Raw genomic sequence first — 11,918 nt, 5'->3', positions numbered from 1 at the left:
CAGCCCCCGCCTCCCGCGGCCCGTCAGGACCATGCCATGTTGCGCGTTCTCGGAAACCCGAAGCGGCTCTGTACCGGCGTCACCCGACGCGACCTCCTCACCGCCGGGTCCGCTCTGGGGCTGACGCTGCCGGCGTTCCTGCGGGCCGAGGCCCGGAAAGCTCCGCCCGCCGGGGCCGGCGCGGGAGCGAAGCACGACAAGCACTTCGGCCGCGCGAAGGCGTGCATTCTGCTGTTCCTCTACGGTTCACCGAGCCAGATCGAACTCGCGGACCAGAAACCGGATGCGCCGGTGGAGGTGCGCGGGGAACTGAAGTCGATTCGCTCCACTCTGCCAGGGTGCGACGTGTGCGAGTTGCTGCCGCACACGAGCCGCGTGATGCACAACGTCACAGTGGTGCGCTCGGTCACGCACCCGTACCCGATCCACGGCGTCGCCTACGCGACCACGTCGATTCCCGAGATCGACGTGGCGATGGAACTGGCGCCCCACGACAGCAAGCACTGGCCGTTCATCGGCTCGACCGTCGCGCACCTCGAACAGCGCCGGAACCCCGCTAGCGCGAAGAGGGCAGTGCCGGACAACATCGCGCTACCGTTCCCGTTCAGCAGCCAGCGCACGGGCGAGGTGCAGCGCGCGGGACCGTACCCCGCGTTCCTCGGGAACCAGTTCCACCCGCACTACACCAGTTTCCACGGGAAGGCCACCGCGAAGATCACCAAGACGCTGACCGACCGCACCATTGAATTCGACGAGCCTTACGCGGGGATCTCGCCGGACTCGTACTTCGCGCTCGGCGGTGAACCGGCGGCCGACCTCACGCTCGACCGGATGAACACGCGGAAGTCGCTGCTCGACCAGATGGAAGACGCGCGCCGGGCGCGCGAGGGGTCCGACACGCGCGACCACTTTCGCGAGATGGCCTACTCGCTCATCAGCTCGAACGCGGTGCGCCACGCCCTGGACGTGCGCCGCGAGTCCGCGAAGACGCGCGAGAACTACGGGCACATGCTGTTCGGCCAGAGCTGCCTCGCCGCGCGCCGGTTGGTGGAGGCCGGGAGCAAGTTCGTGACGGTGTTCTGGGACGAGTTCGGGCTGGCCGGGTCGGGTTGGGACACGCACTGGGAGCACTACCCGCGCATGCGGAACGAACTGATGCCGGGGTTCGACCGCGGCTTCTCCGGACTGATTAGCGACCTCGACCAGCGCGGGATGCTCGACGACACGCTCGTGATGGTGCTGAGCGAGCACGGGCGCACGCCGAAGTTGAGCAGCGCGAAGGGGGCGGGGCGCGACCACTGGTCGCAGGCGTACTCGGTGCTGCTCGCGGGCGGGGGGATCGCGCGCGGGAAAACGGTGGGGAAGACCGACAAGATCGGCGGGACCGTGGTGGACCGCCCGGTGTCGCCAAAGGACCTGCTCGCGACCGCGTACCACCTCCTGGGCTACGACCTCGAAACGACGATCGCCGACAAGACCAACCGCCCCGTGTCAATCGTCCCCACGGGGCAAGTCCTGCGGGACGTGCTGGCATAAGCAACCGCGTAAAACTCACGGGAAACGGCCATGAGCACCGCGCGCCCCGAACTGCTCGCACTGCTCGACGCCGTCAAGGACCACCCGGACGACGATACGCCGCGCCTCGTTCTCGCCGATTGGCTCGACGAGCAAGAGAACTCACTCGACGCCGCACGAGCGAACTTCATCCGGCGCGACATCGGGCGCGCCCCGGAACTACTGGTACGGAGCCGGACCCTGACCGAGGCCGAAGAAGCCGAGCGTCTGTTTCCGCTTTGGCTCGGTCCGGTTGCGGCCCTCGGCAGCGGGCGCTTCGAGCGCGGACTGCCGGTCCTGAGCATCTCCGGCCCGCGACTGCTCAAACCCGATGTACCAGCGCTTTTGGCGAGCGAAGAGTTCGCGTTTGTGCAGTGCTTACACCTCGTGGAAGCGGGCGGGGCCCGAATGCCCGCAATGACCGCGGTACCGGAGTTCCAGCACGTTCCCGCGCTGAGCGCCCACCCCTTCACGCCGCTCGGTACGCACTCGGCCGCGAAATTCTTCGGTTCACCGAACCTGGGCGGGATGCGCCAGATCGCGCTGAGGGGCGTTTACCCCGGTGCCGTCGGGATGCAGGCACTCGCCGCGAACCCGGCCCTCGCCCGGCTCCGCAAACTCGCCCTTGCTCACAACAAACTCGTCGACAAGTCCGTGACCGCACTCGCAGTAGGCAAGCACCTCGCGCGGCTGGAGGTTCTGGACCTTTCGGACAACAACATTGGTGACGCCGGGGCGCGGGCACTCGTCGAGTCACAAACTCTGGCGAACCTCCGTGAACTCAACTTGCAGGAGAACTCGCGCCTCACAGACGGGGGCAAAGCGGCACTGCGGGAACGGTTCGGACATCGCGTGAATCTCACTTCGCAACTCTTCTCGTGAAGCCGGCTGCGCGTTCCAACGCACACTTACTCAACTCCGGCATTCATCTCTCAGCATATCGGCCGTTTCCTTTGACTTACGCCGGGGCGATTTCGCGCGCCTGGGGTTGTGAGAGTGGCTGGCTTCGTTTCATGCCAAATTCATCTGTGCACCACGATTGGGCACGCTGCTGCGAGGAGCGGCGGCCGAGTCATGTGGCTTTGATGAGAGCGCAAAAGCCGGGTGCTGTGAAAGCAAGCAAAACACGTCACTTGTGAAGTTCTCGCGCCCGCGGCGCGTAAGAGCCGGCCGGTTGGCAGGTAAAGTGCTTCAGGACGCTAGCCCCTCTCTAGAAGAGTGCCGCCCGGTCCGCCCGCCCGCGTTGCCCATTGACTTATTGTCCGTTTTGCCGCCCGCTGTCTATTTTTCGTCCATTTAATCGGAGATCCGCATGTCGGTCCGGCCCCATCGTCTTCGCACGGCATTTACACTAATTGAACTACTCGTTGTGATCGCGATCATCGCCATCCTGATCGGACTGTTACTGCCCGCGGTCCAAAAGGTGCGCGAGGCCGCCGCGCGCATGAGCTGCCAGAACAACCTCAAACAAATCAGCCTCGCCGCCCACAGCTACGACAGTGCCAACGGGTACCTGCCCCCGGGCATCAACATGAGCACCTACGTGGGCACGCTCGCGTACCTGCTGCCGTACATCGAGCAGGGCAACGTTTACACCCAGATCCCGACCAACGAGTTTATCCTCCCGCCCGGCGCGGCCGGCGGGGCGTGGTGGGGCTCGGCCTACGGCCCCGCCCAGGTCCGCGTCAAGACGTTCCTGTGCCCGTCGGACTCGGCCGACGTCACCCCGACGAGCGGGATCATGGCGTACTACTACACGACCCCCGGGTCGCTCGCCTACGCCTGGTTCGACCCGGCCACGCCGCTGGGCCGCACGAACTACGCGGCCAACTCGGGCGCGCTCGGCGCGACCGGCGACACGTTCTGGGACCAGTGGAAGGGGCCGTACACGCAGAACTCCAAGAACACCATCGTCGGGATCTCGGACGGGACGAGTAACACGATCGCGTTCGGGGAAACGCTCGGCGGTACGGCGCCCGGCGCGCGCGACTTCGCCGCGAGCTGGATGGGCGGGTGCAACCTCCCGACGGCGTGGGCGCTCCCGACCACCAGCTCGCTCACCAACTATTCGAGCAACCACACCGGGATCGTGTGTTTTGGGATGTGCGACGGGTCCGTGCGCACGATCCGCAAGTTTTCCGGCACCGCGACCGACTGGTACAGCGACAGTTGGTACACGTTCCAGCGCATGGCCGGGATGCAGGACGGCCAGAGCACGGACTTCTCCAGCATCAGCAACTAAAGCCCCGTGACCAGGCTCGTACCGGCTCGACGAGCCGCGACCGCAAGGGAGCGGTGCAGCGGCTCGTCAGGCCGTCCGAAATCGGACACGTTCACACCTTTAACCGGCGGCCGGGTGCGGCCGCCGCACCCGGAGCCGTAATGATTCGCTTCCGCAACGCTCTCCTGGTCGCCGGGCTCGCCGCGATCACTGTCGGCTGTGGGTCGTCGCCCACGACACAGCCGATCACAACAGACGCGCCCAAGAATGGGGTGCAGAAGGGCGGCGGGCGCGGCGACCCGTCCGTGCCACCGATTCCCCCTCCGCCCAAGAACCCGCAGCACTAGTCGCACCGGGTAATCGCGCGGCCCGCCGGAACTTCAACGAGGTTCCGGCGGGTCGCTGTATTTTTTGTGGGTCGGACGAATTGAGGTGCGAGCGCCCGAGGACGCGAACTGTCCCCTCCGGGCGAACGCGGCGGCCGCACGCAACCGAACCGATTCCCGCGTCTACGCTCCCACTTCGGGGCCGTTACGGTATGCTGATCGGCACACCGAATTCTCGCCCACAGAGGCCCCGCCATGTCCGACCCCATCGACCGCCGCACGTTCGCGACCGCGTTCGCCGCGAGCGTGGTTCTCGGGAGCGAAGCACTCAGTGCCGATACGCCCGCGGTCGCGCCGATGCCGCACGGCAAGCCCACCGAAGCGCCGTTCGAGCGCGACTACCCCAAGCCCGGCTTCAACCCCGCCTGGCGCCGGCCGCAGATCAACCGGCTGCTCATTCAGGATTTCGTCGTCTACGCGCACACGGACGCGGCGATGGTGTCCAAACTGCTCGACAAGGAACCGGCGCTCGTCAACTCGTTCATGGATTGGGGCGGCGGGGACTGGGAGAGCGGCCTCGGCGCCGCGGCCCACATGGGGAACCGCGCGATGGCCGAACTGCTCCTGGAGCGCGGCGCCCGGATCGACATCTTCTGCGCCACGATGATGGGGCAACTCGACGCGGTCAAAGCGTTCCTCACGCTCCAACCGAAGCTCATTGATGCGAAGGGGCCGCACGGCTTCAGCCTCCACTTTCACGCGCAGTTGGCCGGCAAGGACGCGGACAAAATGGTCGAGTACCTGCAATCGGTGAAGAAGATCGACCTCCCGCCGAACCCGTTCCTTCGGAAGCCCGGCGACAAGAAAGACCCGCCGAAAAAGTCGTAAATCGTCGCGCGGACCCGCACTCGAACGAGGGACGGCTGATGACTCTGTTACTGCGCACCATCGCTCTGCTCGGATCGGCCTGGATCGCCGCGCTCGCAACAGGCGCAGAGGTTCCCGAGGTTCCCAAAGAGATCGCCGCCCCCGCGGGGCACAAAGACGTTCTTGCTGTGCGGGCGAAGGGCGTTCAAATCTACAAATCCGTTGCCGACAAGGACGGCAAACTGGTGTGGGTCTTGGACGGCCCGCTCGCGGAACTGACCGATGTGAAGGGCGCCCGCGTCGGCTGTCACTTCGAGGGGCCGTCGTGGGAAACGGCGGACGGGAGCCGGCTCGTGCGCGACGAGTCCGAGAAGCCGAAATCGGTCGCGAAGGGTGCCGCCGACATTCCCTGGCTCCTCATTCGCGTGAAGTCGGACGACGCCAAACCCGGTGCGCTCACCAAAGTGGCCTACGTTCAGCGGATCGAAACGAGCGGCGGAAAAGCCCCCGCGGAAGCGCCGAAGCGAGTGGGTACGAAGGTCGGGGTGCCCTACGAAGCGAAGTACGTGTTCTTCGCGCCAACCGAGAAATAGGCGGAACTCGTGGGGAATCCGGTCCGGCGGAAGTGGGTTCGTCGCGTGTTCGTTTTTGCTGCGTGCGCGGTCGTGCTCTGGCTCGTGGCTTCGTTTGCGGTGGCGTCACGATTAACGCGCCGTGCCCGTCCCCTCGCCCCAGAACCGCTGCCCACTGTTCCCTGGGGAACGGCGGAAGCACTCGCACTACACACCTCGGACGGCCAGACCCTCGGCGCGTGGTTCTTCGCCGGCCGGTCCGATCGGCCAACCGTTGTTCTCCTTCACGGCAACGGCGGGAGTCGGACCGCGTGCCTCCCTCAAGTGGAACTACTCGCCACCGCCGGGCACCCCGTGCTGGCGGTCACCCTTCGCGCGCACGGTGATTCGACCGGTGATCGGAACGATATCGGGTACTCCGCGCGGCACGACGTGAGCGCGGCAATCGACTGGCTCGAAGTGAACCACCCGAAGGCGCCGGTCGTGGTGTGGGGCCGGTCGCTCGGGTCGGCCGCCGCGCTGTTTGCCGCGCGGGATCTCGGAACGCGGGTGTACGGATACATCCTGGAGTGCCCCTATCGCGACTTGCGCACCGCCGTTTGGAACCGGCTGCATTCGCGCTTACCGCCGGTTCTCGATCACATCGCCTACGCCGGTTTGAGGATCACGGCGCCGATCGTACTGCCCGATTTCGACCGCATCGCGCCGATCGAAGCCGCGCCCGGCGTACCGCGTGAAACTCCCGTACTCGTGTTGGCCGGCGGAAGAGATTCCCGGGCCACGCCCGATGAGGCCCGCGAAATTGTGGCCCGCCTCGGTCCGCGCACGGAACTCGTTGTGATCGAAGAGGGGGACCACCTGGAGTTGTCAGAAGCCGGCCCGGATCAGTACCGGTCCGCGGTCTTTGGTTTCTTGGATTTGATCGCGCGGGAGCGTCCGTAGCGCGCCCCGCGCGCGAGGCGTTCAGAAGTAAAGTCGCGTGGCGCGGATCGATCCGCGCCACGCGCCGGCCGTCAGTCCTTGAACTCGATCGGGATGTCGTTACTGCCGGACTTCACAGTCACGACGACCCCACTGGAATTCGGGTCGCGGAACTTCGGCGGCACTTCGACCTTCGGCGCCGGGGACGCCTTCGTTCCCGGCGCCTGCGGTTCGGCCCGCGGGGGGGCGAAATACGCCTTGTATTCCCCGGCCTCCAGTTCGCCGGTGACCTTGTACTGACCGTTCGCGTCGATCTTGGCGCTCCCCGCCGCGCCGGTTTTGGAAAGCAAGTTCACCTCCCCTGCGGTCAACGGGTTGCCCCTATACTTCACGGTCCCCGCAACAGTGCCGGTCGGTTTCTCGCTCGAGCACCCGCATGCGGCGAACGAGGCGAAAACGAGTAAAGCCCCGCACGCGGTGCGGGTGAAAATGCGTGCTGTCATCGGGTCGGTTCTCCGGGTGTGTTGGGGGATCACGGGTCGTTAGTTACCAGACCGTCGTCGCGCACGCACTGCTTCTGGAACGTGGCGAAGTCGATGCCGTTCGTGACGAACCGGACGGACCCGTCGGTGCGCAGGGTGTTGATCCCGGCCGTGTGGTTGGAGTTCAGGATCGAGTTGCCCTTGTACGACGTGTCCGACCCGGCCGCGGTGGTCTGAGAGTTGTTGGCGTAAGCAACACACGTCAGGCCCATACCCCAGCAGTCCGCACCGGCCGTCTGTGAGCGGAGCGGGGCGGATAACGTGGTGCTACCCCACGGAGTGAAGTATCCGTTACGAATGTCGTTAGCTCCGACGAAGCCCGACTGTTCGGCAACAATGATCGTGTTCGAGGTGCCGTCCACGCAGTCGGCGATGCGGCTCTGCTCGCCCGCTACAAGCATACCGTTCGCGGCCCACCACCCGCCGTAGTTCGAGGCCAGGACCACGTTCGAGCGCCCCGTCGGGTCCGGGTACGCGCCCATGATCCCGATGTACCCGGCCACCTGGTGGTTGTTGTTCGTCCACCACGTCACCCACGCGGCCGGTTGGGTGTCCGGGGCACTGGCGGACGGGCACTTCCAGATCGGCAGGACCAAGTTCTGGAGTACCGCACTTTTGTACACATCGTTGACGTTCAACTGCTTGTAGAGGTTGTCCTGCTCCATGTACGGGAACATCTCGACGCGCCAGTTCGCGCTGGCGACGGAGGGTCCGCGCTGGCCCATCGGGAACTTCTGGTTGGCACTCTCGTAGTTGTGCAGTCCGAGGCCGATCTGCTTGAGGTTGTTACTGCACTTCATGCGCGCGGCGGCCTCGCGCACCTTCTGGACCGCGGGTAGTAGTAACCCGATCAAGATCGCGATGATCGCGATCACAACGAGTAGTTCAATCAGCGTGAACGCGCGGCCCCGGGCGCGCACCAAGGCACCCCCGCGACGCGCGGGGAGACAACGGACCGTGTGAGACATGACGGCTCCCGAAAAAAGAATGATGACGGTGGGCGAACGCGGCGGGAGTCCGGGGGAGTGAACGGACCGCCCTGGGGACGGAATACGGGAGAGGGTGGGGAGAATTTTGGGGAGGTGGAGAGCTATCGGTACACGCCACCAACAGCACTGCGCCTTTTGCAAGAGGCAAAAAGCACATCGTGAAGAATTTAAGAATTGCCTCACCAACAACGCGACGAATGCCCCTCCCAACTCCGGTGCGGCTCGAGTATCATCTGCGCGTCCCACCCCCGGAGTACCGCAATGCTCTCCCGCTTCTTCCTGGCCGCGGTCGCGGTCGTCGCGCTCGCCCCGAGCGCGTTCGCACAGCCGAACTACACCCGCACCGAGGACGTGATCTACGGCCGCAAGCACGGCCTCGCGATGACGATGGACGTGTTCGCGCCCAAAGAGAAGGCCAACGGCAAGGGGATCATCTTCTGCGTGTCCGGCGGGTGGGTGTCGAACAAGCCCGGCGGCCCCGGGCTGGCGCAGCCGCTGATCGACCGCGGGTACACGGTCTTCGCGGTCGTTCACGGGAGCCAGCCGAAGTTCACCATCCCGGAAGTTCTCGAAGACATGCACCGCGCCGTGCGGTTCATTAAGCACAACGCGAAGAAGTACAACGTGGACCCGGACCTCCTCGGCATCTCGGGCGGTTCGGCCGGCGGGCACCTCTCGCTCATGCAGGGCTGCGCCCCGAAAGATGGCAACCCGAAGGCGACCGATCCGGTCGAGCGGCAGTCGTCGAAGGTCGCTGCGGTCGCGTGCTTCTTCCCGCCCACGGACTTCCTCAACTACGGCAAGGAGGGGGAGGTCGCGCTGGGCGACGGCACGCTCAAGGGCTTCCGCCCGCCGTTCGATTTCTGGGAGCGCGAGAAGGGCACGAACAAGCTCGTGGTGATCGAGGACCAGGAGCGGCGCAAGGCCATCGGCAAGCAGATCTCGCCCGTGTACCACGTAACGAAGGACTCGGCCCCGGCGCTCATCGTCCACGGCGACGCGGACCTGCTCGTGCCGATCCAACAGGCCGAACTCGTGATCGCGAAGCTGAAGGACAGCAAGGTGCCGTGCGAACTGGTCGTGAAAAAGGGCCTCGCCCACGGCTGGGCCGGCATGGACAAGGACGTCGTCACACTGGCCGACTGGTTCGACAAGTACCTCAAGTAACCCGGTTGGTTGAGGTCAACAGCGGTCCTTGCTATGCTCCACCCGCACGGTAAGACTCGCGCGACTTGGTCGCAGTCCCACCAGCCGGCTCACGCCGGCCGTTCGCCCGAATCCCACCCGCCGGTTCACACCGACTGACCCAATTTCAGAGGTTCTCTCCCAATGCTCACGCGCAGAAAATTCCTCGCCGCAAGTGCGACCGCGCCGGTCGTCTTCTCGCGCGCTTCGGCGCTCGCCGCGAACGAGAAGCTCACCCTCGGGTTCATCGGCGTCGGCACAATGGGCCGCGGGCACCTCGGGGCCTTTCTCGGGCGCCCGGAGGTCGAAGTCGTCGCCGTGTGCGACGTGGTGAAGGAGCGCCTCGACGGCGCGAAGACGACCGTCGAGAAGCGGTACGCGGACCGCACCAAGTCTGGCGTCTACAAGGGCGTGACCCCGTACACCGACTTCCGCGAGCTGCTCGCCCACAAAGGGCTCGATGCAGTCGTGATCGCCACCCCGGACCACTGGCACCACATCCCCTGCGTGCTCGCCGCCCGCGCCGGGAAGCACATCTACTGCGAGAAGCCGCTCACGCACAACGTCGCGGAGGGGCGCGAGATCGTCAACGAGGTGAAGAAGGCGAAGATCGTGTTCCAGACCGGGAGCCAGCAGCGGAGCGAGTTCGGGAACCGCTTCCGCGCCGCGGTCGAGATGATCTGGAACGGGTGGATCGGGACCGTGAAGACGGTCCGTATCGGCGTCGGCGGTCCCGCCCGCCCCTGCGACCTGAAGGGCGAAGCGAAGCCCGAGGGCACCGACTGGGACACGTGGCTGGGGCCGGCGCCCGAGCGCGAGTACAGTTCCGTGCTGTGCCCGAAAGGGGTTCACGCGCACTTCCCCGCGTGGCGCGACTACCAGGAGTTCGCGGGCGGGCAAATTGCCGACATGGGCGCGCACCACTTCGACATCGCGCAGTGGGCGCTCAAGATGGACACATCAGGCCCCGTCGAGATCATCCCGCCCGAGAACCCCAAGAAGGGCAGCGGGCTCCGCTTCGTGTACAAGAACGGCGTGACGATGATCCACAACGAGTTCGAGAAGGACAAGGACGGCAAGGAAATCGCAAAAGCCGACTGCGTGTTCGAGGGCACCGATGGGACCATCTTGGTCGGGCGCGGCCAACTCGAATTGCGGTCGAAGAACGGTACGCCCGTGAAGTTCCCCGATCAACCGCAGCGCGTTTACCCCAGCACCAGCCACCACAAGAACTGGCTGGAGTGCGTCGTGAGCGGAAAGGAAACGATCTGCCCGGCCGAAACGGGGCACCGGTCCGCGAGCATCTGCCACCTGGGGAACATCGGTTACCGGCTGGGCCGAAAACTGAAGTGGGACGCGGCGAAAGAGCTGTTCGTGGACGACGAGAAAGCGAACAAGGAGCTCTCGCGCGAGCCGCGCGCGAAATGGAAACTGTGATCGCGTTTCGCGGACCGGAAATGCGATCCGAGGTCTCATGATTTATTCATTTCGCGGGCCGGGCCGGTTGCTCTCATAACTACCGGGCTTCAAGCTGCTTCAAAAATCGAGCAGTTTAAAGCCCGGCTCGCTTTTTGCGACATTCGCCTCTCATTTCTCGCTGTTGAACGCGCGAAAATTTCTCCTTTACGCCTCACCACCAACTCACGGGCGCTGTGTTAGATGTTGTGTGCGGTGCGCGTATTGATCTTGGCCGCCCGCACGTATTGAGGCGACAATGGAACGTACCGATTACTTCGACCAATTCATTGTCCTCGCGGCCGTCGGGTTCGGCTTGCTCCTCGTCGGGGGCGTGAACCTCGCACTCGGCGCCCGGGGCGGGCGCCGACTCGTGCTGCGTGCGAGCGCCGATCTCGCGATCGTCGCGATGGTGGCCGCCGCCGTGGATTCGCTCACCCGGAGCGAACTGGCCGTTCGCGCCGCGGCGCTGTTCGGCGGTGTCTTGCTCGCGCTCGCGCTCTTCAGTTCCGAACGGCTCCACCGGTACCTCGTGACCCTGGTAGCGCTCCTCTTCCGGCCGGCGGCGCGCTGGGGGCTCCTGTCCGTGTGCGGCCTGGCCCTCGTTCTCGGCTCGGTGATCGCGTTCGAGCACACCGAAGACGAGCTCATCGAGCAGCAGACCCTGGACCTCGAGATCACACTCGGCCGTCAGCCCAACGCGCCCACGGACCGCGCCCGCGCGGCGACCGACCGCGGCACCCGGGTCGTACTGAAAGAACCGGTGAGCCCGCGCGACGCCAGTCTCCTGAGCGGCCCCGAAGAGAAAATGCTCCGCGACTTTAAACTGGCCGGCCAGGTCATCCGCAACGGCACCGCGACCGACACCTCGAACTGCCACGGCTGGGTCTTCACCGGCGGGCTGTTTCTGCTGTCCCCGGAGGACGTGGAGATCATTCTGAAAGAGAACGGCTACACCGAAACGACCGACCCGCGCCCGGGCGACGTGGCGATCTATCGCCAGAACGGGGCCATCTCGCACACGGCCATTGTCCGGTACACCAGCGAGGGGCAACCGGTCATGGTCGAAGGAAAGTGGGGGACACTGGGCGTTTTCTTGCACGGGGCCGACAAATCGTGCTACGGCACCGACTACACGTTCTACCGCAGCGCCCGCCAGGGCCACGTGTTGGCCGGTCTCAGCGGCACCAACTCGAACCCAGTGAACTCGAACTCGGCCAGCGTAATACCCGCGGCCAGCAGCGACTGAGGCGCCACTCGTCGGCCGCAATGCAAGCGCCCGTGGG

General features: G+C 65.5%; 12 protein-coding genes. 10 read left to right on the top strand and 2 right to left on the bottom strand.

What is annotated here, in order from left to right:
• Positions 1-36 precede the first annotated feature (36 nt).
• The 7 genes from J8F10_RS30545 (at position 37) to J8F10_RS30515 (ending at position 6,482) form a co-directional block, all read left to right on the top strand.
• Positions 37-1,536 (top strand): DUF1501 domain-containing protein, encoded by a 1,500-nt coding sequence (locus J8F10_RS30545; protein ID WP_210660320.1) that lies wholly within the window; start codon positions 37-39, stop codon positions 1,534-1,536.
• 30 nt (positions 1,537-1,566) lie between these two features.
• Positions 1,567-2,436: a TIGR02996 domain-containing protein gene (locus J8F10_RS30540; protein ID WP_210660319.1), complete on the top strand. Its 870-nt coding sequence runs from the start codon at positions 1,567-1,569 to the stop codon at positions 2,434-2,436.
• Between the two features lie 430 nt (positions 2,437-2,866).
• Positions 2,867-3,796: a DUF1559 family PulG-like putative transporter gene (locus J8F10_RS30535; protein WP_210660318.1), complete on the top strand. Its 930-nt coding sequence runs from the start codon at positions 2,867-2,869 to the stop codon at positions 3,794-3,796.
• Between the two features lie 140 nt (positions 3,797-3,936).
• A complete protein-coding gene (locus J8F10_RS30530) occupies positions 3,937-4,122 on the top strand; it encodes a hypothetical protein (RefSeq protein WP_210660317.1) in 186 nt (61 codons plus the stop codon).
• A gap of 234 nt (positions 4,123-4,356) precedes the next feature.
• Positions 4,357-4,989 (top strand): ankyrin repeat domain-containing protein, encoded by a 633-nt coding sequence (locus J8F10_RS30525; protein ID WP_210660314.1) that lies wholly within the window; start codon positions 4,357-4,359, stop codon positions 4,987-4,989.
• 38 nt (positions 4,990-5,027) lie between these two features.
• Positions 5,028-5,561, top strand: a complete 534-nt coding sequence (locus J8F10_RS30520; RefSeq protein WP_210660313.1) for a DUF3455 domain-containing protein — start codon at positions 5,028-5,030, stop codon at positions 5,559-5,561.
• A 45-nt stretch (positions 5,562-5,606) separates the two neighbouring features.
• Positions 5,607-6,482, top strand: coding sequence for an alpha/beta hydrolase (locus tag J8F10_RS30515; protein WP_210660311.1), 876 nt, complete (start codon positions 5,607-5,609; stop codon positions 6,480-6,482).
• A gap of 71 nt (positions 6,483-6,553) precedes the next feature.
• On the opposite strand, the gene J8F10_RS30510 is transcribed toward J8F10_RS30515, so the two are convergent.
• Both J8F10_RS30510 and J8F10_RS30505 read right to left on the bottom strand, forming a co-directional pair.
• Positions 6,554-6,964: a hypothetical protein gene (locus J8F10_RS30510; protein ID WP_210660309.1), complete on the bottom strand. Its 411-nt coding sequence runs from the start codon at positions 6,962-6,964 to the stop codon at positions 6,554-6,556.
• A gap of 29 nt (positions 6,965-6,993) precedes the next feature.
• Positions 6,994-7,923 (bottom strand): DUF1559 domain-containing protein, encoded by a 930-nt coding sequence (locus J8F10_RS30505; RefSeq protein WP_210660308.1) that lies wholly within the window; start codon positions 7,921-7,923, stop codon positions 6,994-6,996.
• 330 nt (positions 7,924-8,253) lie between these two features.
• On the opposite strand from J8F10_RS30505, the gene J8F10_RS30500 reads away from it, so the two are divergent.
• The 3 genes from J8F10_RS30500 to J8F10_RS30490 all read left to right on the top strand — a co-directional run bounded on the left by J8F10_RS30500 (position 8,254) and on the right by J8F10_RS30490 (position 11,881).
• Entirely contained in the window at positions 8,254-9,159 is a 906-nt protein-coding gene (locus J8F10_RS30500; protein WP_210660305.1) for an alpha/beta hydrolase, read from the top strand.
• Between the two features lie 162 nt (positions 9,160-9,321).
• The gene (locus J8F10_RS30495) at positions 9,322-10,614 is read left to right on the top strand and encodes a Gfo/Idh/MocA family protein (RefSeq protein ID WP_210660303.1); all 1,293 of its coding nucleotides are present in this window, start codon (positions 9,322-9,324) and stop codon (positions 10,612-10,614) included.
• Positions 10,615-10,891: 277 nt separating this feature from the next.
• Positions 10,892-11,881, top strand: coding sequence for a CHAP domain-containing protein (locus J8F10_RS30490; protein WP_210660302.1), 990 nt, complete (start codon positions 10,892-10,894; stop codon positions 11,879-11,881).
• The last annotated feature ends 37 nt before the right edge of the window (positions 11,882-11,918 follow it).

The sequence above is a fragment of the Gemmata palustris genome (assembly GCF_017939745.1).
In the GTDB taxonomy this organism is placed as follows: domain Bacteria; phylum Planctomycetota; class Planctomycetia; order Gemmatales; family Gemmataceae; genus Gemmata; species Gemmata palustris.
This window is presented reverse-complemented; position numbering and strand designations above follow the sequence as displayed.